Annotated in this window: 21 protein-coding genes; 20 read left to right on the top strand and 1 reads right to left on the bottom strand. The window is 56.5% G+C overall.

Going from position 1 to position 21,703, the window contains the following annotated elements:
* Positions 1–41: 41 nt before the first annotated feature.
* A complete protein-coding gene (locus O1722_RS09730) occupies positions 42–1,022 on the bottom strand; it encodes a GlxA family transcriptional regulator (protein WP_033486826.1) in 981 nt (326 codons plus the stop codon).
* Between the two features lie 928 nt (positions 1,023–1,950).
* Here O1722_RS09730 and O1722_RS09735 point away from each other — a divergent pair.
* The 20 genes from O1722_RS09735 to tssE all read left to right on the top strand — a co-directional run bounded on the left by O1722_RS09735 (position 1,951) and on the right by tssE (position 21,702).
* Positions 1,951–2,445, top strand: coding sequence for a hypothetical protein (locus tag O1722_RS09735; protein WP_006810964.1), 495 nt, complete (start codon positions 1,951–1,953; stop codon positions 2,443–2,445).
* A gap of 23 nt (positions 2,446–2,468) precedes the next feature.
* Entirely contained in the window at positions 2,469–2,972 is a 504-nt protein-coding gene (gene tssJ, locus O1722_RS09740) for a type VI secretion system lipoprotein TssJ (RefSeq protein WP_022648418.1), read from the top strand.
* Positions 2,973–3,000: 28 nt separating this feature from the next.
* Complete coding sequence (tssK, locus tag O1722_RS09745) at positions 3,001–4,344, top strand: type VI secretion system baseplate subunit TssK (protein ID WP_033486827.1); 1,344 nt, start codon at positions 3,001–3,003, stop codon at positions 4,342–4,344.
* Between the two features lie 17 nt (positions 4,345–4,361).
* Positions 4,362–5,600 (top strand): DotU family type VI secretion system protein, encoded by a 1,239-nt coding sequence (locus O1722_RS09750; RefSeq protein WP_003859963.1) that lies wholly within the window; start codon positions 4,362–4,364, stop codon positions 5,598–5,600.
* 2 nt (positions 5,601–5,602) lie between these two features.
* The gene (gene tssM / locus O1722_RS09755) at positions 5,603–9,223 is read left to right on the top strand and encodes a type VI secretion system membrane subunit TssM (protein ID WP_100151263.1); all 3,621 of its coding nucleotides are present in this window, start codon (positions 5,603–5,605) and stop codon (positions 9,221–9,223) included.
* Positions 9,224–9,239: 16 nt separating this feature from the next.
* Positions 9,240–9,956 (top strand): type VI secretion system-associated protein TagF, encoded by a 717-nt coding sequence (gene tagF / locus O1722_RS09760; protein ID WP_032671638.1) that lies wholly within the window; start codon positions 9,240–9,242, stop codon positions 9,954–9,956.
* Positions 9,957–9,967: 11 nt separating this feature from the next.
* A complete protein-coding gene (tssA, locus tag O1722_RS09765) occupies positions 9,968–10,984 on the top strand; it encodes a type VI secretion system protein TssA (protein WP_017693278.1) in 1,017 nt (338 codons plus the stop codon).
* A 75-nt stretch (positions 10,985–11,059) separates the two neighbouring features.
* The gene (tssB, locus tag O1722_RS09770) at positions 11,060–11,584 is read left to right on the top strand and encodes a type VI secretion system contractile sheath small subunit (RefSeq protein ID WP_008502644.1); all 525 of its coding nucleotides are present in this window, start codon (positions 11,060–11,062) and stop codon (positions 11,582–11,584) included.
* A gap of 3 nt (positions 11,585–11,587) precedes the next feature.
* On the top strand, positions 11,588–13,087 hold the full coding sequence (gene tssC, locus O1722_RS09775) for a type VI secretion system contractile sheath large subunit (protein ID WP_006810956.1): 1,500 nt from the start codon (positions 11,588–11,590) through the stop codon (positions 13,085–13,087).
* Between the two features lie 79 nt (positions 13,088–13,166).
* Positions 13,167–13,598 carry a Rap1a/Tai family immunity protein gene (locus O1722_RS09780; protein ID WP_033486829.1) on the top strand — a complete coding sequence of 144 codons (432 nt, stop codon included), beginning with the start codon at positions 13,167–13,169 and terminating at the stop codon, positions 13,596–13,598.
* Positions 13,595–13,873: a type VI secretion system amidase effector protein Tae4 gene (locus O1722_RS09785; RefSeq protein ID WP_238138736.1), complete on the top strand. Its 279-nt coding sequence runs from the start codon at positions 13,595–13,597 to the stop codon at positions 13,871–13,873. The genes O1722_RS09780 and O1722_RS09785 overlap by 4 nt, the downstream gene beginning before the upstream one ends.
* Before the next feature lie 200 nt (positions 13,874–14,073).
* Entirely contained in the window at positions 14,074–14,523 is a 450-nt protein-coding gene (locus O1722_RS09790) for a T6SS amidase immunity protein Tai4 family protein (protein ID WP_223230143.1), read from the top strand.
* A gap of 180 nt (positions 14,524–14,703) precedes the next feature.
* Positions 14,704–15,186: an Hcp family type VI secretion system effector gene (locus tag O1722_RS09795; RefSeq protein WP_014884229.1), complete on the top strand. Its 483-nt coding sequence runs from the start codon at positions 14,704–14,706 to the stop codon at positions 15,184–15,186.
* Positions 15,187–15,261: 75 nt separating this feature from the next.
* A complete protein-coding gene (locus O1722_RS09800; protein ID WP_015570333.1) occupies positions 15,262–16,251 on the top strand; it encodes a hypothetical protein in 990 nt (329 codons plus the stop codon).
* Positions 16,245–16,661, top strand: a complete 417-nt coding sequence (locus O1722_RS09805) for a hypothetical protein (protein WP_015570334.1) — start codon at positions 16,245–16,247, stop codon at positions 16,659–16,661. Before O1722_RS09800 ends, O1722_RS09805 begins: the two co-directional genes overlap by 7 nt.
* A 90-nt stretch (positions 16,662–16,751) precedes the next feature.
* On the top strand, positions 16,752–18,527 hold the full coding sequence (gene tagH / locus O1722_RS09810) for a type VI secretion system-associated FHA domain protein TagH (protein WP_015570335.1): 1,776 nt from the start codon (positions 16,752–16,754) through the stop codon (positions 18,525–18,527).
* Complete coding sequence (locus O1722_RS09815) at positions 18,524–19,321, top strand: PP2C family protein-serine/threonine phosphatase (RefSeq protein WP_003859969.1); 798 nt, start codon at positions 18,524–18,526, stop codon at positions 19,319–19,321. The genes tagH and O1722_RS09815 overlap by 4 nt, the downstream gene beginning before the upstream one ends.
* 16 nt (positions 19,322–19,337) lie before the next feature.
* Positions 19,338–20,324 (top strand): hypothetical protein, encoded by a 987-nt coding sequence (locus tag O1722_RS09820; protein ID WP_033486830.1) that lies wholly within the window; start codon positions 19,338–19,340, stop codon positions 20,322–20,324.
* Between the two features lie 9 nt (positions 20,325–20,333).
* Complete coding sequence (locus O1722_RS09825; RefSeq protein WP_017384294.1) at positions 20,334–21,146, top strand: type VI secretion system accessory protein TagJ; 813 nt, start codon at positions 20,334–20,336, stop codon at positions 21,144–21,146.
* A complete protein-coding gene (gene tssE / locus O1722_RS09830; protein ID WP_015570336.1) occupies positions 21,139–21,702 on the top strand; it encodes a type VI secretion system baseplate subunit TssE in 564 nt (187 codons plus the stop codon). Before O1722_RS09825 ends, tssE begins: the two co-directional genes overlap by 8 nt.
* The last annotated feature ends 1 nt before the right edge of the window (position 21,703 follow it).

The following is a 21,703-nucleotide window of genomic DNA, read 5'->3' on the forward strand; positions in this document are numbered from 1 at the left end:
GGCGTCAGGTCAGATGGCGTAAATGACAAAAAAGGATCATATTACGCCATTCTGCGGCAGTGGAAGCGCTGGCGGTATTCGCCCGGCGTGAGATGAAGCTGCTTTTCAAAAACGCGGCGCAGGTTGATGCTGGTACCAAACCCGCTTTTTTCGGCAATGACCTCAAGCGGATCCTGGGTCTGCTCCAGAAGCTGTCGGGCGGCGGCCAGGCGCGCTTCGGTGACATAACGGGCCGGAGGCACGCCCACGTCACGCGTGAACACGCGGGTGAAGTTGCGCGGGCTCATGGCGACCCGTTCGGCCAGCCTTTCGACGCACAAATCTGCGGTGAGGTTTTGCAGGATCCAGCTTTGCAGTTCGCTGACGGGTCCGGTCGCGCCAGACTGCTCCAGATTATAGCGGCTGAACTGTAGCTGGCCGCCAGGCCGGCGCAGGTACATCACCATATCCTGCGCCACATTGCGGGCGAGGGTGAAGCCGTAATCATCCTCCACCAGCGCCAGCGTCAGGTCAAACCCGGAGCTGACGCCGCCGGACGTCCAGACGGGGCCATCCTGAACATAGAGCGGGCCGCCCTCAACGTTGACCGCAGGATAGCGGGTTTTCAGGGTTTCCAGAAGCCGCCAGTGGGTCGTTGCCCGGCGCCCATCGAGCAGTCCGGCCTGTGCCAGCAGCAGGGCCCCGCCGCAGACAGAGGCGACGCGTCGCGCATGCGGCGCGGCCAGGTGCAGCCAGTCCACCACGGCGGTGCTCTCCAGCTCATTCATGCCGCGGCCGGTAATGATGATCGTGTCCAGCGGCTCGCGCGGATCCAGCTCCGGCAGGCGATAGTCCGCCAGCAGGTTCAAGCCGGACTGGCCGTGGATCACCAGATGAGGCTGGGTGGTGGCGATAATGATGCGGTAGCGGGGCTGCGCAAAGCCGTCCGGGTGCAGCCGGTTGGCCTGCATCAGAATGTCGGCGATACCGGCGGCCTCAAACAACATGCCACCATCGGGAACGATAATCAGGATCTTCTTCATGTCCTGAAAAGTACCTTTATCACAAAATAAGTCAAGAGGAGAGCGTTGACTGTATGATCCACGGTTCTGTTCAAACGCCCGATGCTGGCCACGGCACGTCTTTTGTACCCCAACTACACTGTCTTTGCCGCTCGTGCTGCGAGCTATGGCCAGGAAAAGCAAAGAACGCATAACAAATTTTCATCATGTTAGTAATAAGTCGTCGCAATGAAGAAAAGCAAGCGATAGTGTAGTGACGATAAAATACAAAATAGAATTCGCCAGTCGAAAGCAGCGTTTTTATCCGCCATTCGGGAGGATATGGTTATATTTTAAGCAATGCTCTGGTGAATGAAATTGTAGTGAGGCTTAATTATTCATACGACCCGGAAGAGAAAAAATTACCGTCAGAAAGAGGGAGCATAAAGTTAATTTGTGGCGTGAAATTAATTTCTCGATCCTTACTATGTTTTCTTAATTCGCTGGGATGGCGTCCCTGAGTTTTGTAGAGATGCTATCAATACATTAAATAATTCACGTGAAATATATTCATGCGCAACTGAAAAATTCTCCATTCTACTAATTATGGTAGTGGCGAAAATAGCGATGTTACGTTAGTGATAATGGTTCTCTTTTGTATATTTTTGTTTTTAAATCATAGTGTTGCATGACTTGTGTATTTTTCAGATTAATCTCAGGGTGGGGCGGTTGCTTCATTAAACAGTAGTAGAGAGAAAGGAAATATTGAAAAGGTGACCAGCTCATGTAAACTTGTTTACCGTTTGTCAAAATATGTCAGGATTACGCTGGGCCTTATTCTCAAGGCTCGTGCGGTAGCTATGCCCAAATAATAGTAACGCCCCGGAAAAACCTGACTATTTTAACAATAGCACCTAAGTCAAATTTTATCCCCTCTCTTCATCCTCTAAATATCGCTACGGAAAAGCATATGAAACTGCGCGTATTGTTATCACTTCTGTTTGTTATGGCGGTGGCGGGCTGTAAGGCGCCGCAGAAACCAGCGATCACCGATGATACGATTGTGACCAGCCAGGTGAATGGCATCACGCTGACGCACCGTCACGCTGTTACCCCTCCGGCGGAGTTCACTCAGGTGAATGAACCGTACCGTGCCATGTACCCGGCATCCCTGATGAGCCGTCCTGACTACGGCGGAAAAGTGATCCGTACGCTTGAGACCGGTAAAACTTACGTCGTGCTGGGGCAGGTTGAACATTTCTGGATGGCGCTGGCCGATGAAGGGAGTGAACAGCTGATTGGTTACGTTCCGATGCGTGCCGTGATCAAGGCTGACCAGTACGAAGCCACCGTGCGTAAACAGGCACTGCGCCCGAAAGCGCGTAAGAAAACCACCTGTGTTGATGTCGATGGCAACAGCAAAGCCTGCAAAGACAGCGCGAACGGTACCTGGATCCTGAACTAAATGGGTTTCACGAGCATATTTTTATGAATAATAAAAATTTTCATCGGATGTGGTTCCCTTTTTTTGCGTTGATTCTCGCGCTGATCGGTGGTTGTACGTCGTCTTCACACAGCGACCCCTCCCGCTACAATCTTCAGTTTCAGGCTCATCCTCAAATCAATGATTCTGCGCCGCTTAAGGTCAGAGTGTTGCTGCTGAAATCCGATGCGGATTTCATGTCCAGTGACTTCTACTCCTTACAGAACAATGCGTCAGCCACGCTTGGCGCGAATCTGCTGAACAGCGATGTGTTCTTCCTGATGCCGGGCCAGCTTTCGAAAACCCTGAGCGGACAAAGCTCACCGGAAGCGCGCTATATCGGCGTGATGGCGGAATACCAGGCGCTGGACGGCAAAAAATGGCGCGTCTCACTTCCTTTGCCTGTTCCCGGCGAAAACGCGATTTACCAGTTCTGGAAATGGTCCGCAGATGAACTCCAGGCCAGCGTCTTTCTTGACGTAAATGGTATCCGGGTCATCAGCCAGTAACGCCCTTCATAACAGGAAAGAGATCATCATGACGAAAGCAGAAAAGGTCGTCTGGACCGAGGGCATGTTCCTGCGTCCCCACCATTTTCAGCGGACAGAAAGCTACCTCCTCAACCACGTTCGTGAGTGGGGGGCCTTGCAGCGATCGTATCTTTGGGGCTTTCTCGACCTTGAGCTGGATGAAGCGATGCTTCGCCAGGGCTGTATTGCCCTGAGCTACTGTAGCGGTTTGCTGCCTGACGGCACCTTTTTCCAGGTTCGCAGCGACCGCAACGGTCCGGCTCCGCTAAAAATCCCCGATAATCTCACCAATGAAAAGGTGGTGCTTGCGCTGCCGGTTCGTCGCGGTGGCCGTGAAGAGGTGATTTTCAGCGAGGAGCAGTCTTCTCTGGCGCGTTTTATTACCTTTGAACAAGAGGTGGAAGACGACAACGCCATGTCGGTCGGGGAGGCGACGGTCCAGTTTGGCCGCCTGCGTCTGACCCTGATGCTGGAGAAAGATCTGACGGCAGAATGGACCGCCATCGGCGTGGCGTACGTCACCGAAAAGCGCAACGATAACCACGTGCGGCTGGATAACAGCTACATCCCGCCAATGCTGAACACCAATAACAGCCCGCAGCTGTACGGCATGATCAATGACCTGCACGGCTTGCTGGTGCAGCGTAGCCAGCAGATCGGCGGTCGACTGCGCCAGCCGGGGCGTTTCAATACGTCCGAGATGGTTGAGTTCACGCTTCTCTCGCTGATCAACCGCCACCTTGGCGACGTCTCACATTTAAAAACGCTGCCGCTGCTTCACCCGGAAGCGCTCTGGCGCAGCTGGCTGCCGTTCGCCACGGAGCTCGCCACCTGGACGCCGCAGCGTACCGCAGAGAGCATACTGCCGGTATACGACCATGACGATCTCGCCGTTTGCTTCAGCAAACTGATGCTGATGCTGCGTCAGGGGCTGTCGCTGGTCATGGAAGATCATGCCATCCAGCTGCCGCTGCACGAACGCTCCCACGGGCTGAACATCGCCACCGTGCCGGAGACCAGCATGGTCCGCGAATTTGGCTTCGTGCTGGCGGTAAAAGCCAATGTCCCCGGCGAACACCTGCAAACCCATTTCCCTGCCCAGATGAAGGTTGCGCCAGTGTCGAAAATTCGCGATCTGGTCCAGCTCCAGCTGCCGGGCATCATGCTTCGGGCAATGCCCGTCGCGCCGCCGCAGATCCCGTGGCATGCAGGCTACAGCTATTTCGAGCTCGAGAGGGGCAGCGAACTGTGGCACGAGATGGACAAGTCCGGGGCATTCGCGCTGCATCTCGCAGGGGAATTCCCGGGTCTCGATATGGAGTTCTGGGCCATCCGTAGCCCGACAGAATAATAAAGCGAGCGCTTAATATGCAGGAACGACAGGATACCGGCAGTGATGCCGTGTTTACCGGAGCCAGTGGGAACAATCAGCTGGTGGCGGCCGCCAATCCGCTGCTCAATGCGATTCCGCAAATCCGTCATTCGGTTTCCCACGACGATCAGGTCGGGCTGCGCCAGCGCCTGATTGACGAAATTCGCCGTTTCGAAGTGCGATGCCAGCAGGCGGGCTTACCGTATGAAGTGATTGTCGGCGCGCGCTACTGCCTCTGCACGGCGCTGGACGAAGCCGCCGCGCTGACCCCGTGGGGAAGCAGCGGCGTCTGGTCAAGCAATGGTCTGTTGGTGACGTTTCATAACGAAACCTGGGGCGGTGAGAAGTTTTTCCAGCTGCTGGCGCGTCTGTCGCAGAATCCGCGCGAACACATTCTGCTGCTGGAGATGATCAACTACTGTCTGCTGCTCGGCTTTGAAGGCCGCTACCGCGTGCTGGACAATGGCCGGACCCAGCTTGAAACCATCAAACAGCGCCTGTGGCAGATGATCCGTGGCGTGCGCGGCAGCTACCCGCCGCCGCTCTCGCCGCACCCGGAAGATCGCCCCGTTCTGCGCAAGCTCTGGCGGCCGATGATCCCACTCTGGGCGTGCGTGGCGCTGGTCGGTTTTATCGCCTGCCTGTTCTATATCGTGCTGAACTGGCGTCTGGGTGATAACACCAGCCCGGTGCTGGCGAAAATTTACCAGTCCCAACTGCCGGAAACCACGATCCAGCAGCCTGCGCGTCAGCTGCCGGCGGTGCTGAACCTGCGCGGCTTCCTGAAACCAGAAATTGATGCCGGTCTGGTGGCCGTTAAGGATGAGGCGGATCGCAGCGTGGTGATCCTGAAAGGGGACGGACTCTTTGCCTCGGCCTCAACGGTGGTGCGCGATCGCTATGAGCCGGTCATCGACCGCATCGCCCAGGCGATGAATAACGTCAGCGGCAAAATTCTGGTGGTGGGGTACAGCGACAACGTGCCGATCCGCAGCGCACGCTTCGCCTCCAACTATGAACTCTCGCTTGAGCGCGCCCGTTCGGTGCAAAAACAGCTCCAGGGTAGCCTCTCGCAGCCTGAGCGCGTCAAAGCCGAAGGGCGGGGCGAGATCAACCCGGTAGCGCCTAACACCACGCCTGAAAATCGCGCCCGTAACCGCCGCGTGGAGATTACGCTGCTGGTATCGCCTGACAATACACAGGCCGAGCTGAACGGATTGCCGCAAGGAAACTAAGGATGCTGACAACTCTACTTTCTATACTGACCAATCGCATTCTGTTGAGCTTCCTGGGCGTAACGGCGCTCGCGGCGGTCATCTGGATGATTGGCCCGCTGCTGTCCATCGTGGATACCCGGCCCCTTGAATCAGAGCAGAACCGCGTCATCAGCATTGCGGTGGTCTACCTGATTTGGGCCCAGAGCCACATTCTGCCGCGGCTGTATAACGCCTGGCTGAACCGTAAGCTGATGGACAAGCTCAACGAAAATACCACCAGCCCGGAGGCGGCCGATCCGCAGAAACGTCTGAACAGCGAGGAGCAGATCCTTGCCGGGCGTTTCGATGAAGCCGCCCAGATGCTGAAAAAAGCCCACTTCAGCAAAGCGGGACATGGCGCGCAGTGGACGCAGCGCTTCAGCACGCAGTACCTCTATCAGCTGCCGTGGTACGTCATTATTGGCGCGCCGGGTTCCGGTAAAACCACCGCGCTGGCCAACTCCGGGCTGCAATTCCCGCTGGCGGACCGCTTCGGTAAAACCGCGCTGCGCGGCATTGGCGGCACGCGCAACTGTGACTGGTGGTTCACCAACGAGGCGGTTCTGCTGGATACCGCGGGGCGCTATACCACTCAGGAGAGTGAGCAGGTTCAGGACGCCGGGGAGTGGCTGGAATTTATCAACCTGCTGCGTAAATACCGCCGTCGCCAGCCCATCAACGGCGTGATTATCACCATCAGCATTTCCGACCTGCTTTCGCAGTCCGCTGAGGCCTCGCGCCAGCAGGCGGTCAACCTGCGCCAGCGTCTCTCCGAGCTGCATGAACAGCTGGGTATTCGCTTCCCGGTGTATGTGATGGTGACCAAAGCGGACCTGCTTAAAGGCTTCCGCGCCTGGTTTGCGGATTACGACAAAGCCCAGCGCGACCAGATCTGGGGCTTTACGCTGCCGTGGGAGCAGACCAAACACGCCGATTACGACCTGATGGGCAACTTCCAGCAGGAATTTTCCCTGCTGCAACAGCGTCTGGATGCTGGCCTTCCGGAAACCATGCTCAAAGAGCATGACGCCAAAACCCGTGCGGAAGCCTATCTCTTCCCGCAGGAGTTCGCCGCGCTGCGTCCGCTGCTGGCAGACTACCTGAGCACGGTCTTTGCCCGTTCAAACTTCGAAACCGAATTTTCGCCGCGCGGCATCTACTTTGCCAGTGGCACTCAGGAAGGGATGCCGTTTGACCGCGTGATGGGCGAGCTGAACCGCGCGCTCTCCTTACCTGAAGGGGGGGAAAGCACGCGCTGGGATTCGGTGAGCAAAGAGGCGCCGATCCCGGGCGCGAAGGGCCAAAGCTTCTTCATTAAAAACCTGCTGCAAAACGTCATTTTCCAGGAAGCGGGCATCGCCGGGGAAAACCGCTGGTGGGAGCTGCGCAACCGCGCCGTGATGTGGTCCGGCTACGCGGCGCTGCTGGCCCTGCTGGTGATCCTGGGTGGCCTGTGGCTGACCAGCTACGCCAAAAATAAAGCCTATCTGGAAGAAGTGGACGCAAAAGTGCCGATGCTGGAGCAGCAGAGCAAGGCGCTGCAAAACCAGCCCCAGCGCGATCTGTTTGCGCTTCTGCCGCTGCTTAACAGCCTGGTGGATCTGCCGAAAAGCAATGCCTTCGACGTTAACGACCCGCCGGTTTCCCGCCGCATGGGGCTTTATCGCGGGGATGACGTCAGCGATGCCTCGCAGTCTCTGTACCAGAAGGCGCTGGATCAGATGCTGCTGCCCGCCGTGGCGATGCACATTACCACCTGGCTGCGCAACGACAACGGCAGCGACGTGGAGTACAGCTACGAGGCGCTGAAAGCCTATCAGATGCTCTATCAGCCGAAGCACTATGACGGCAAATTCCTGCACTCGTGGGTGATGCTCAACCTGCAACGCAACCTGCCGCAGAACGTGACGCAGGCGCAGCTTCAGGAGCTGGAATGGCACCTGACGCAGCTGCTGGAGCCAAAAATTCAGGCTTCACCGTATGCGCAGGATGAGGATCTGGTGGCACGTGAAAGGGCGCTTATCAACCAGCAGCCGCTCTCAACACGCGTATATGGCCGCCTGAAACGTCTGCTGGAGCATGATGAAAACCTGAAGCCGGTTTCGCTTTCAGATCTCGGCGGCCCGCAGAGCGAGCTGGTGTTTTCCCGTAAAAGCGGCAAGCCGGTGAGTGAGGGCGTACCGGGCCTCTATACGCCGGACGGCTACTGGAAGAGCTTCAACGACCAGATCGACAGCGTGACCACCGCCCTGCACAAGGACGATGCCTGGGTACTGGGAGCGACCACCGCCCAGGAAGATAAACAGCAGATCGATAACGCCGTGCGCCAGCTATACATGCGCGACTTTATCGTCAACTGGGATCGCTTTCTCGCTGACATTCAGCTCAACAACAGCGCCGATCTTTCCCAGCGTATTAACACCGCGCGCCTGCTTTCAGGCACCAACTCGCCGCTGCGCCGTCTGGTGCTTAACCTGAGCAAGGTGCTGACCCTGTCGCGCACTGCGCCTGCGCCGGAAGATGCGCAGAAAGCGGAAGACCAAAGCAACCGCGCCACCCGCACGCTGGAAGCGCTGTTCAGCAACGGTGACAATGCCCCGACGCAGGGCGCGGTCGTGACGCAGGCGCCTGAGCAACTGGTGACCGACCACTATGCGCCGATGATTGAGCTGGCGCAGCCGCTGGAGAAGGGTGGCAAGACCATCGTCTTTGACGATTTTCTTAAGCAGGTTGACGAGCTTTATCGCTACCTGACCGCCGTTCAGGATGCGGCAAACAGCGGTATGCCCGCGCCGGGCGGCGATGCAATCAGCCGCCTGCAAGCCAGCGCGGGACGTCTGCCGGGCGGGCTGCAAACCATGTTCAGCAATATGGCCGTCGGCGCCAGCAGCGATACCCAGCGTCGCGATCTGGAGAACGTGCGTAAGCGCATTAACGTGGAAGTGGGTGGGTTCTGCCGTCAGGCGATTGCCGGGCGTTATCCACTGGTGCGCAGCGCCAGCACCGAGGTGACGCCGGACGATCTCGCCCGCATGTTCGCGCCGGGCACCGGACTGATGGACACCTTTTTCCGCGACAACCTGACCAACAAGGTGGACACCACCCAGGCGAACTGGCGCTTTATGCCGGGCATCGACGGTAAAACGCTGTCGGGCAGCGAAGGGCTGTTGCGTCCGTTCCAGCAGGCGCAGTCTGTCCGCGATGCCTTCTTTGCCAACGGCGCGACCACGCCATCCTTTAAGGTCACGGTGCGCACCGTGCGGATGGACAACACCATTCTGAACCTGACGCTGGACGTGGACGGCCAGCTGCTGCGCTACAGCCACGGTCCGCAGGCGGTGCAGATCATGAACTGGCCGGGGCCGGGCGGGACGAACCAGGTGCGTATGCAGCTCGGTCTGACCAATGGCAGCACCGCAACGCTGGTAACTAACGGTTCCTGGGCGCTCAACCGCTTTTTCGACAAGGCGCGCACCAGCCCTGGCGCGGGTAGCCTGAGCCGTCAGGCGACCTTCAACGTCGACGGACATCAGGTCACGCTGGAGTTTGCCCCGAACAGCATCCGCAACCCGTTCCAGCTTCCCCGTTTCACATGCCCATAACCGCAAGGACAGCCGTATGACGAATACCCCTGCGATGAACCGTTATAGCTGGTATGGCAAATTACCCAGCGCCGGAGATTTTTTGCAGCGTCGCTTTCCGGATACCCTGCAACGCCAGTGGTCGCACTGGTTCCAGGTCGGCCTGCTGTCCTGGCAACAGGAAGAGCAGCGCAGCGGCGAGCGCCCGTTTTCAAAAGCCCCGGTGTGGAACTTTGTCGTCCCGCCGATGCTCGGTAGCCAGATGATTCAGATGGGCTGCCTGCTGCCAGGCCGTGACAGCGTAGGCCGCCACTATCCGGTATGCCTGCAACTGAGCTTCACCCCCGCCGAATGGTCATCCCGCCTGCTCGGGCAGGCTGAAAGCTGGTACCAGCAGCTTGGCCGTCTGGGGCTGCACGCGGTGCGTAACAGCTATTCTGCCACCCAGCTGGATGAAATGCTGATGACCATCCCGGCGCCCCAGCCGGTTGAGCCGCAAAAGCGTTCCGACATTCTCGACGTGATTGGCTATGACGACGATGGTCAGAGCACGCTGGGCTGGCCGCAGGCGGCGGAGTGTTTTGATCCGCTGCGCCAGACCAGCTACTGGTGGACAAACCGCTGCGACGGCTATCCGCTGTACACCCACGTCCACAGTGGAAACTTCACCGGGCAGCTCTTTACGCTGCTGTTCGATCCGGCAGGCGGCGCCCGTCCGGGCCGCCACGGTCTTTACCCGCCTATGTTTGAATAAGCAGGGATCTTATGAATATCGATGAATTTCTCGCGCCGATAAGCCCCGATAACCCCTGCGGTGAAAACCTGGAGTACGACGCTGATTTCCAGGCCATGGGTCAGGCCAGTCAGGGTAAAGCCGAGCAGCAGTTTGGCGACACCATCATTCCGGCAGAGCCTGCCGACTGGAACACGGTGGAAAAACTCGCCACCAGCCTGCTGGGTCGCACCAAAGATCTTCGCGTCATGCTGGCGTTAACCCATGCCTGGACGCGTCGTCGCGGGCTGGCAGGTTACGCCGACGGGCTAGTGCTGGTGCAGGAAGCCCTGTCCCGTTACTGGGAGCAACTTTACCCGCTGCTGGAAGAGTATGGCGAAACCGATCCGTTCTACCGCATCAACGCCCTCGCCGGGCTGAGTGATAAATCTGACCTGACGGTCGCGGTGCGTAACGCCTCACTGCTCCGCTCAAACGGCGATGAGATTTCGCTCCGTGACGCCCAGGCGCTGCTTGACGGCAGTAAAACCGAGTGTCCGGATTATCCGGGCGGTCGTCCACGACTGATCGATGAGCTGGCCCGGGGCGATCAGCCCGGCACCGAAGCGGTAATCGTGATCAACGAACGCCTGCTGGCCATCCGCGAACTGCTTACCGGCTATCTCGGGGAAAGTGGCGTACCGGAGATGGAACAGCTGTTGAAAACCGTCGGACTGGTTTCCAGCGCCTGTCAGGTGACCGATATCAGCAAGCTGCTGCCGAACCGTGACGCGCAGGCTGAACAGCACGCCGAGCCGCAGCCGGTGGCCGCGTCGCCCGTTCAGCAGGTGACGGACTGGCGCAGCGTGCAGGTGACCAGCCGCGCCGACGCCCAGCTGATGCTGGAAAAAGCGAAACAGTATTTTGCGCAGTACGAACCCAGCCATCCCGCACCGCTGATGATTGAACGGGTGCAGCGGCTGTCTGAACTCAACTTTATGGACATTATTCGCGACCTGGCGCCAGACGGCGTTAACCAACTGGAAAACATCTTTGGACGCCGCGAATGACGCGTCCTGGCATTATGACGACAGGCATGGAGTCTGCCGTTTCACCTTCACCGCGCATCTTTGATGGAGAACATCATGGCAATGAGTAACAGTGGACAGAAATTCATCGCACGCAACCGTGCTCCCCGCGTGCAGATCGAGTACGACGTAGAGATCTACGGCGCAGAACGCAAAATTCAGCTGCCGTTTGTGATGGGCGTTATGGCCGATCTGGTTGGCAAGCCGGTGGAAAATCTGCCAGCCGTCGACGAGCGTAAGTTCCTGGAAATCGACATCGACAACTTCGACGAACGCATGAAGGCGCTGAAGCCGCGCGTGGCGTTCCAGGTGGATAACACCCTGACCGGCGAAGGTAAGCTCAATGTCGATCTGACCTTCGACAGCATGGACGACTTCCTGCCGGACGCGGTGGCCCGCAAAGTAGAGCCGCTGAACAAGCTGCTGGAAGCCCGTACCCAGCTCTCCAACCTGCTGACCTACATGGACGGTAAAAACGGTGCGGAAGAGCTGATCGCGAAAATTCTCCAGGATCCGACGCTGCTCAAATCCCTGAGCCAGTTGCCAAAAAATGACGAAAGTGCGAAAGGTAGCGAGGAATAATCGATGAGCAACCAGACTCAACAACACGATCAGCAGGCGGGCCAGGCGTTCAGCCAGGACGAGTTCAGCGCGCTGCTGAATAAAGAGTTCCGCCCGAAAACCGATCAGGCGCGCTCTGCCGTAGAAAGCGCGGTTAAAACCCTGGCGCAGCAGGCGCTGGAAAACACCGTGACCTTCTCAAACGATACCTACCGCACCATTCAGAACCTGATTGCCGGTATTGACGAGCAGCTTTCACAGCAGGTGAACCAGATTATTCACCACGAGGAGTTCCAGAAGCTGGAGAGCGCCTGGCGCGGGCTGAGCTACCTGGTGAACAATACCGAAACCGACGAGATGCTGAAGATCCGTTTTATGAGCATCTCCAAGCAGGAGCTGGGCCGCACCCTGAAGCGCTACAAGGGCGTGGGCTGGGACCAGAGCCCGATCTTCAAAAAAATCTACGAGCAGGAGTACGGCCAGTTCGGTGGCGAGCCGTTTGGCTGCATCGTGGGCGACTACTACTTCGACCACAGCCCGCAGGACGTTGAGCTGCTGGGCGAGATGGCGCGCATCGGCTCTGCGGCCCACTGTCCGTTCATCACCGGCACCGCGCCGGGCGTGATGCAGATGGAGTCCTGGCAGGAGCTGGCTAACCCGCGCGACCTGACCAAAATCTTCCAGAACACCGAATACGCTGCCTGGCGTTCACTGCGTGAATCAGAAGATGCCCGCTATCTGGGCCTGGTGATGCCGCGCTTCCTGTCGCGTCTGCCGTACGGCATTCGCACCAACCCGGTCGACAGCTTTGATTTTGAAGAGCAGACCGACGGCGCGAACCACAACAGCTACTCGTGGGCAAACGCTGCCTATGCGATGGCGGCCAACATCAACCGCTCCTTCAAAGAGTACGGTTGGTGCACCTCGATTCGCGGCGTGGAATCCGGCGGGGCGGTGGAAAACCTGCCGTGCCACACCTTCCCAAGCGATGACGGCGGCGTGGACATGAAGTGCCCGACCGAGATCGCCATCAGCGACCGTCGTGAAGCGGAACTGGCGAAAAACGGCTTTATGCCGCTGGTGCACCGCAAAAACTCCGACTTCGCCGCCTTCATCGGCGCGCAGTCCCTGCAAAAACCGGCCGAGTACCACGACCCGGATGCCACCGCTAACGCGCGCCTGGCCTCCCGTCTGCCGTACCTGTTCGCCTGCTGCCGTTTTGCTCACTACCTGAAGTGCATCGTGCGCGACAAAATCGGCTCCTTCCGCGAGCGCGAAGAGATGGAACGCTGGCTGAACGACTGGGTGATGAACTACGTGGACGGCGACCCGGCTAACTCCTCCCAGGAAACTAAGTCCCGCAAACCACTGGCGGCGGCGGAAGTGCAGGTGCAGGAAATCGAAGACAACCCGGGCTACTACGCCGCGAAGTTCTTCCTGCGTCCGCACTACCAGCTGGAAGGTCTGACCGTTTCCCTGCGTCTGGTATCTAAACTGCCGTCGCTGAAGACGAAGGACGCGTAATGACGATTGCCGGCCCGAAGGGGCCGGCCATCTGAGCGGAAGAGCTTAGCTTATTTCTGTCAGTGAATAAGGATAGACGGTGAAACATATACTTTTGATCGCGACCAGTTTGCTGGCAGTTTCTACTCTCGCAAGCGCGGACGCTGGAAATTACAAATACCCTCAAGCGGAAGCATTGCCTCAGGATGACACATCAAACTTCCAACGCGATCCGACGCTGTTAACAGGGTACGATTTAGATCTGAGTGCAGAGCGTTTTGCTAAAGCCTGGCTGTCGAAAACGAATGAACGTGAACGCATTAAGGCAAATATGTATCTTCTCGGCGTAGTCGACGCGTCTGAGGGCACTGCATGGTGCAAGGGCAAGCCTTTTTTGCCAAATACAATACATGAGTTTCTCTATTCTCGTTTTGCGAACTTATCGAAACAGCAAGGCGAGGAGCGCGCTTCAAAAATCATCATTGACGGCATGAAAGAATTACGCCCGTGCAGAAAGGAGAGTGACAAATGAGACCATTATACGAACAACTTAAACGTCAGCATTACTCTTCAAATCACACACGCGCGGGTTTTGCCTCGGGTGAACAGGTTTTTTCAGAAATTGGCTACGATTATTCGACGATTATCAAGCAACAACCGGCATACGAAAATACCTGTGCGGTAAGAATGAGCCTGGCATTGTTAAAATGCAATGTTGAATTTACAGGGCGTTTACCCATAAAGACCGGTCCCTATAAGGGAAAAACAATCGAGCCTGGCGCAAAATTACTTGCCGATCAGCTTTAAAAATCCCATGTGTTGGGCAAGGCAGAAATCTTTAAAGACCGCGAGGCTGGTGCACGCTCAATGTTGGGCCGAAAAGGTGTTGTTTTCTTCAATAAAATTGATGGGTATGGCGGTGGTCATATCGACCTTATCGAGCCTCTGAGTAATAATTCGTTTATATGTAACTCCGATTGCTTTCCGTACTGTCAGGAAATCTGGTTTTGGGAATTAAAATAATTATATTCAGGTGTCTAAAGTCCGTATTTCTTTTGCTCACTTGCTTATCTTTTTCTGCTCGCGGTGACAACCCTTACGTTGATTTTTATCAGCAGCAAACATACCGGCAGGTGGTAAAAGATTTTGTCCTGGCGCGCTGCCTTGCGCAGGTGGCAGATAAAGGCAGTCAATTTTCTGCTGATGCGGCCCGCAGTGCGAGTGCATTTATTGAATGGATACCGTTTGATGCTGAAAACGGTACTGACAAAGTTAACGCCATTATTGGGAAGTATAAAAACCAAATTAATGGTTTCCACTCGGAGCGCAAACCTGATGTAAAAGGCGTAACCTTAAATTGTCTACGTCTTTATCATAGCGACGAACTGAATAAACTGGTTCCGCAGCTCATCATTGGCGATCCTGACCGCACCTGGATTCAGGATAATCCACAATAGTATAAGACTTCACATTCTTTCCTTTCGTTCAGGGGGAATGTAAGACTGTCAAATGACACGGGTCGTTTGATATGAGGCAGAGGTAAAATATGGACGGTTTTATTCAGCCCCATGCTTTCCTGTTTGCCATATAAGGGCTTTTTCGAAAGCAATATTGTTCATCCACGAAGAGTAGATATTATGGCTATTGATATGTTTCTGAAGGTCGAGGGTGTTACGGGCGAATCTAAAGATTCTAACCACACCGGCTGGACTGATATTACCTCCTTCTCCTGGGGCGCGTCCCAGCCAGGTAATATGAGCGTTGGCGGTGGCGGCGGTGCCGGTAAAGTGAACTTTAACGATCTGCACGTTAACGCTCTGATCGACAAATCCACTACAGCAATCCTGAAACACTGCGCAAGCGGTAAACACCTGACCAAAGTTGAACTGTCCGTCTGCAAAGCGGGTGGTCAGCAGGTTGAATACACCCGCATCACCCTGGAAGACGTTCTCGTGACTTCCGTTCAGTACACGGGTGCAGACAACGGCGATACCGTTGGCGTGACCTATGCATTCCAGGCTGCGAAAGTGAAACAGCAGTACTGGGAGCAGACCACTGCCGGTGGTAAAGGTGCTGAAAGCAGCGCTGGCTGGAACATCAAAGAAAATAAAGAAGCGTAATTGCGCGCGTGACCGGGGAGTTTTCCCCGGTCATTATTTACAGAGACTTAATTTCGTTTGCAAAGGGATGTCAATATGAGCGTAAAATCAACGGTTGCTCCTGGTTATTGTGTTGTTCAGCAGGCTGGTACGTTAGATTTCCAGGCAAGACTACTGTTCAATAAACCAGACAGTGAAGCGGCACGTTATTTTATGCAAGTGAACAGGGACACACGGTGGTTAAAACCCGGGCAAATATTGATCCTTAATGCTCCGGGTGCTGAAAATGCGGTTCAGCTAAAACAATTACAAAATGCAAAGCAAAAGGTTAATGGAGCATTGGCAGAACTGAATACAGATGAAGCTAATTTCTTTAACAAGCATTTTAGTACCATCGCAGCATTAACTAATTTTATGGATAAATCTCTCGGGGTGGTTGCTGATGCAGGTGAAAGGTACTTTAGCGAAATAGAAAAGAAATTAAAAGCTATCGAACTGGCTTATCAAAATCAATACAGAACGCAAGGCACATTGATCGGGCAGCAGTTTTTTGTTGAAAGGCAAAAACTTTTTTCTGAGCTGGACGTTTTATTAAATAAGCTGTCCAGACTAACGCTGAAACTGAAACCTTATGAAGAAATCAAGCACGCTTTAGGTTTATCAAGCAGGTCAATTGTCCACGAATGGAGTACTGCGGGTGTTGCCTCGATACGAGGGTATTCAACATATGTAGACAATGCTTCAAAAGCTGCCCGTTTTCTGAAAATGGGAGGATGGCTTGCTATCGGCTTCGCTGGTGCAAACACAACCAATGAAGTTTACGATGCCTGTACAGTAGGTAGAGAGCAGAGTTGTTCCAAAGTCGCCGTTAAGAAGTACAGTCAATTTGGCGCCAGTCTTGCGGGCGGGATTTATGGCGGAAAATATGGCGCCATGGCTGGGGCTGGCGTATGTGTTGCATTGGGCGTGGCAACAGGTGGTGTAGGGTTGCTCGCGTGTTCTGTGGTAGGCGCCGCTGCGGGTGGATACATTGGTGGCGAAGTTGCCGGTGGAGCAACTGAATATGTCATGGATAAGCTATGGTGAATTTAGAAAATATTCTTTTATTTCTGATTGTTGTTTTATTTTTACTTGTCGTAATTATGGACTTCATCAGTTCCCGTTATTTTAAAAAACACGAGGCCGAATATAATCAGCTTCTTTCAGAATATAGGCAAAAAGGCTACGATCTCGATCTGGTGACAAATTACGCATCATTTTTTGGTTCGCTGGCGAACTATCAAAAAATAATCTGGTTTGTTCGTCTTCGCAAAGGCGTGAAGATGAAATTTACCAAAGACAGAAATGTTCAGGACGATGCCTATAAATTCGTTCAGGCTTTACCGGAAGAGAGAATCGGCTGGATATTAAAACTGCATCGACGCTATAAAGCTCAGGCCTTACTTTTTACGCTATGGCTGCTTATCGGCATTATTTTCCTGAATGTAGTCAAATAGCTTTAATCAGCCCTTAACCCCCAAACCCCGCCGTTCTCACCCCCGAGAGCGGCAGCGTTTGAGCGCTAATCATACCAGCAGGAATACGCCATGCGATTCACGATTATTTCTACGAAACCCGGTCATCAGCCGCCGCAAAGCAGCTGTGATTTTTATGCCCCGGGCGGCACCATTGGGCGCGGTACGGATAACAATCTGGTGCTGCCGGACAATGACCGCACCATCTCGCGTTTGCAGGCCATCGTTCACGTCGACGCCAGTGGCGAATGCCGCGTCACGAACCGCGGCAGCGTTACCCGCGTGGTACTGAATGATATCCCGCTGGAGCGTGGGCGTCAGGTTGAGCTTCAGGATGGGGATATTCTCGGTATTGATGATTATCGCATTGAAGTCAGCGAACTCATTCATGACACCCAGCCCGTAAGCCGCATGGCGGCCAGCATGCAGCAGGCGCGCCCAGTGGCGACACCTGCACCAGCGCCGCAACCGAAACCGGCCAGCGCCGCGCCTCGTGGAAAAGCTGAACCTACGGCCGTGCCGTCGGAAATCTGGGACAGCCTGATGCAGGAGTTTTCCATCTCCGACAGCATCTCCAGCAACCGGGCAAAACCACAGCCCGCCGCATCCCACGATCCGTTCTCTCAGCCTGCGGCCCCGGAGCGGAATGCCGAAGATCCGCTGGCAATGTTTAACGACGCCGAACCGTCGCTTGAACGTAAAAACGTTGACCCGGACACGCTGTTTAGCGATGAAGCGTTGTTTAAAAAAGAGAGCATCTTTGACGATGTCACCCCTTCAACGCTGGTACAGCCGGACGAAAGCAAACCTGCCCAGCCAAAGGAAGAGGCGTCGGACGAACTCGATCCGTTAGCCCTGTTTGGCGGGTCGGCGAGCGCACCTGCCGCGCGTCACGATGACCCTCTCGGCCTGATGGGCGGCGCGCCGTTAACCCATCCGGATGAAATCGTGGCCGATAAGCCGGAGCCAAAGCCTGAACCGCAAGCCGCACAGGAAGAGGATGCGCTGGCCAGCTCACCGCTGTTCGATCCGGAACCGACTGAACCACAGGATGCGCCGCGCGCGGAAGAGGAGCCCGCGCGCCCTGATTACGCTGGCTTCACCATGCCAACACCGCAGGCCGTGGCGCGCAGCAACGCGCAGGCGCCTAAAGGCCGCCTGCGTATCGACCCGGTTAAAAACGCTGCATCGCCTGCTGCCTCCGCGCAGACCGGCGAGCGGGGCGAGGTGCTTCAGGGCGAACTGCTGGAGGCGCTGCTGGAGGGCATGGGCCTGAGCGAAATGCAGCCGGTACCGCAATTCGACCGGGAAAATATGCGTCAGCTGGGGCAGATCCTGGGCATGTTCTCGCAGGGGACCGTGGCGCTGCTCTCCTCGCGCTCCATCCTCAAGCGTGGGGTGAAAGCCGATATGACCATGGTGCTCGACGATGCGAACAACCCGTTCAAACTGTTGCCGACCGGGAAAACGGTGCTTATCCAGATGTTCGGCACGCCGATGCCGGGCTTTATGCCGCCGACCAAATCGGTGCGTGATGCGCTGATCGATCTCCAGGCACACCAGCTAGGGATGATCTCTGGTATCCGCGCCATTATCGCCGCCATGCTGCAATCCTTTAACCCGGAACAGCTGGAGGAGCAGGCTAAGCAGAACGGGATGACGTCACGCCTGGCGCTGCCGGGCAGCCGTAAAGCCGCGCTGTGGGATTATTTCGTTCGCAGCTATGGCGAGACGGCGGGCGAGATCGAGGACGACTTCCATACCCTGTTTGGCGAAGCCTTCCTCCATGCCTATGACATGGAGGTCAATCAGTACAAAGACTCACAAAGCGGATCGGAAGAAAAATGAATATCGCAACGGCTTCTCTCTCCCGCCAGGGGACGCGCGCCAGCAACCAGGATCAGACGGGAGAAACCATCGGGGAACGTTCAGCCTGCTTTGTCGTCTGTGACGGCATCGCAGGCCTGCCGGGCGGCGAGGTGGCCGCTGAGCTGGCCCGCAACAGCATTATTTCCCGCTTTGATGGCGACAAGCACCTGAATGCGCAGCATATTCGTGACTACGTCCAAACGGCGAACCGCACCATTCTCAGCGAACAACAGGCCGTGCAGGACTATCGCCGGATGGGCACCACGCTGGTCAGCCTGTTTATCGACAGGGATTACCGTCTGGCTTACTGGGCGCACGCCGGAGACAGCCGCCTGTACCTGTTTCGCCGCGGCTGGCTGTGGCATGTCACCACCGATCACAGCCTCGTCCAGCAGATGAAAGATGCCGGGCATCAGACTGACGATCTCAACAGCAACCTTTTGTATCTGGCGCTGGGTATTGAGAATGGCGGACCGGAAGCGAGCTACAGCGATGTCGTGCAGGTTGAGGACGGTGATGCCTTCCTGCTCTGCACCGACGGTTTCTGGCACGGCGTCAGCGAAGAGCAGATGAAGCAGTCGCTGCACATGGTCAATACGCCACAGGAGTGGCTGACCTTAATGAACCAAATCATTCAAAAGAATGCCGAACAGGAGGGCAATGCTCAGGATAACTATACCGCCGTGGCGGTGTGGATGGGCAACCCTCAGGACACCACTTTGCTGCATACGCTCTCTGACGCAGCACAATTTCTTCCCTGCGGAACTGATTAGACACACAAGGATTGATATGAAACTTTGGCTATCGGGTTTGGCTCTTCTGACGGTGGCGACCACCGCACAGGCTGAAAACTTCCGCATCGTGCAGTCTCCTGCGCAGAAGCTGGATATCTGGATCGACAACATTAAAGACAATACGCCGCAAAGCTGGTGTAAGGCGGACGTGGCGCTGCGTATCGTGGCGAACGGCAAGAAAGAGGTTTCGGTGCTGGAAAACTTCGTGCCGCGCCTTGGCTCGCTGCTGGAGCACCAGTGCAGCAAGCTGAATACCCTGAACTGGACGCTTAACGATCCGGAAGGCACGACGCTTGCCCGGGGCACAGCGGCTAAAGCGCAGGACTGGGCGCTGGTGGTGAAGCAGCAGGAAACGGCGGCGGCAACGACCGCCACCTCAGGCGCGCTGCTGCCGCCTGACCAGAATCCGGAGACGCACACCGTGGCGGCAGATCGTACGCCATGGCAGGAGTTCACCCTTCAGGACGGTTGCCATCTGCGCACCTTCTGGGAGGGCGGTTCCTCCGCGCCAGCGCTGTTTATTCCGGATTCCGACACCACCCGCTGCGGCAACGGCAGCTGGCTCAGCGGCCACACCGTGGTGACGCAGAACCGTAACGGGACGCAGAAAGCGATTCCGGTCACCTACATTCACGGCTTCCCGGTGATGGGGCTGAACAACGCGGTCGATCCTGAAAAGGCGCTGATCACCTCCGTCAACAAAGAGCGCATGGTCTTCAGCACCCAGAACAGCGACCAGAGCTGGATGATCCTGCCGTACGACAGCACCCTGAACGGCTGGAAGAGCAACGGCACGGTGGCGGTGGAAATCACCCGTGAGATCGCCAGCGACGACGCCAGACTTCAGGCGCGTATCGCAGAGGTGAAGAAAATCTGGAGCGCATGGGTTGCACCGGGCGCGGAGCTGAACGTTGTTCTGATTGACACGCTGCGCCCGCAGTTGCGCGATCCGGCAGTGGGCGCCTGGCGCGCGGCGAATTAAGGAGGGGCTATGAATACGCTTTATCAACGTCTGGCGGGCGAGTCGATTAGCGACGCGCTGCTTCGCCTGGAAGCCGATATCAAAGCCCGTCCGGCGGATGCCGATCTGCGCGCCGCGTTTGTGCAGTTTCTGATCCTCAGCGGCAACTGGGCGCGCGCCCTGACCCAGCTGAAAAGCTGGCTGGCGCTGAAGCCGCAGGCAAAACCGACCGTAACGCTGCTGGAGCAGGCCATTCAGGGTGAACAGCAGCGGGCGCGCGTGTTCGCGGGAGAGGTACGACCGGCAATGCCCGAGGCGCAGTGGCCGTGGCTGACGACGTTAGCCCAGGCGCTGACCGAAAGCGCCGGGCAAGCGCAAACGCTGCGCCTGGCGGCACTCGAACAGGCCCCGGCAAGCCGCGGGCAGGTCACGCTGGAGAATGAAGAGAGCCACACCTTTGAATGGCTGATGGACGGCGATGCCCGTCTGGGGCCGGTGTGTGAAACCCTGGTCAATGGCCGTTATTTCTGGGTGCCGTTCTGCGCCATCGACGCGATCCGTTTTCAGGCTCCGGCCAGCGTGACCGATCTGGTGTGGCGTCATGCGCTGGTCCGCCTCACGGACGGCACCGAGCAGGTGTGTCAGATCCCGGCGCGTTATCCGTTTGCTGACGGGGCGCCAGACAGCGTTAAGCTGGGGCGCACCACCGAGTGGCTCCCGCTGGACGATGACGGCGCCCTGTATGAAGGCATGGGGCAGAAAGCCTGGCTGAGCGAGCAAAGCGAAAGCCCGCTGCTTACCCTGAGCCTGGTGACATTTACCTCGGATGGTGCGGATGAGTAATCCCGCAGGCGAAGGCGATCTGCTGCGCAGCGGCTGGCAGGCCCGCAGCAGGCAGGAGAAAGTGGGGGCGCGCGACAAAATGCAGCCTTCACTGCTGGATCGTCTGACGGATAACGATCCGGAAAAAAAACGCGAGTCCGCCAACAGCAATCTGATTACCCACGCCGCGCTGCGTCGTAACGTCCTGCGGGATTTACAGTGGTTGTTTAATACCATCAACCACGATGCCTCCAGCGATCTGAGCGGGCTGACGCAGGTGAGCCGTTCCGTCGTGAATTTTGGCGTCGCGCCGCTGGCGGGGAAAAGAATGTCCGATATCGAATGGCACGACATTCAGCGCAAGCTCACCGAAGCGATTATTAACTTTGAACCGCGGATCCTGCCGCAGGGGCTTCAGGTTCGCTGCGTGTCCGATACCTCCTCGTTAGATCTGCACAACGTTCTGTCTATCGAAATCAAAGGTCGCCTGTGGTGCGTGCCGTATCCGCTGGAGTTTCTCTTTCGCACTGACGTCGATCTTGAGAACGGCCATTTTGAACTGAAGGATGCGGGGTAAT

The sequence above is a fragment of the Enterobacter cloacae complex sp. HYC003_NIDB genome, assembly GCF_056673375.1.

Coding starts and splice junctions, on each gene's coding strand:
- O1722_RS09800 (WP_015570333.1), top strand. CDS start 15,262: ATGAGCGTAAAATCAACGGTTGCTCCTGGTTATTGTGTTGTTCAGCAG.
- tssM (WP_100151263.1), top strand. CDS start 5,603: ATGCTGACAACTCTACTTTCTATACTGACCAATCGCATTCTGTTGAGC.
- tssB (WP_008502644.1), top strand. CDS start 11,060: ATGGCAATGAGTAACAGTGGACAGAAATTCATCGCACGCAACCGTGCT.
- tssE (WP_015570336.1), top strand. CDS start 21,139: ATGAGTAATCCCGCAGGCGAAGGCGATCTGCTGCGCAGCGGCTGGCAG.
- tssC (WP_006810956.1), top strand. CDS start 11,588: ATGAGCAACCAGACTCAACAACACGATCAGCAGGCGGGCCAGGCGTTC.
- tagF (WP_032671638.1), top strand. CDS start 9,240: ATGACGAATACCCCTGCGATGAACCGTTATAGCTGGTATGGCAAATTA.
- O1722_RS09820 (WP_033486830.1), top strand. CDS start 19,338: ATGAAACTTTGGCTATCGGGTTTGGCTCTTCTGACGGTGGCGACCACC.
- O1722_RS09825 (WP_017384294.1), top strand. CDS start 20,334: ATGAATACGCTTTATCAACGTCTGGCGGGCGAGTCGATTAGCGACGCG.
- O1722_RS09795 (WP_014884229.1), top strand. CDS start 14,704: ATGGCTATTGATATGTTTCTGAAGGTCGAGGGTGTTACGGGCGAATCT.
- tssA (WP_017693278.1), top strand. CDS start 9,968: ATGAATATCGATGAATTTCTCGCGCCGATAAGCCCCGATAACCCCTGC.
- tssK (WP_033486827.1), top strand. CDS start 3,001: ATGACGAAAGCAGAAAAGGTCGTCTGGACCGAGGGCATGTTCCTGCGT.
- O1722_RS09730 (WP_033486826.1), bottom strand. CDS start 1,022: ATGAAGAAGATCCTGATTATCGTTCCCGATGGTGGCATGTTGTTTGAG.
- O1722_RS09735 (WP_006810964.1), top strand. CDS start 1,951: ATGAAACTGCGCGTATTGTTATCACTTCTGTTTGTTATGGCGGTGGCG.
- O1722_RS09750 (WP_003859963.1), top strand. CDS start 4,362: ATGCAGGAACGACAGGATACCGGCAGTGATGCCGTGTTTACCGGAGCC.
- O1722_RS09815 (WP_003859969.1), top strand. CDS start 18,524: ATGAATATCGCAACGGCTTCTCTCTCCCGCCAGGGGACGCGCGCCAGC.
- tssJ (WP_022648418.1), top strand. CDS start 2,469: ATGAATAATAAAAATTTTCATCGGATGTGGTTCCCTTTTTTTGCGTTG.
- O1722_RS09805 (WP_015570334.1), top strand. CDS start 16,245: ATGGTGAATTTAGAAAATATTCTTTTATTTCTGATTGTTGTTTTATTT.
- O1722_RS09785 (WP_238138736.1), top strand. CDS start 13,595: ATGAGACCATTATACGAACAACTTAAACGTCAGCATTACTCTTCAAAT.
- tagH (WP_015570335.1), top strand. CDS start 16,752: ATGCGATTCACGATTATTTCTACGAAACCCGGTCATCAGCCGCCGCAA.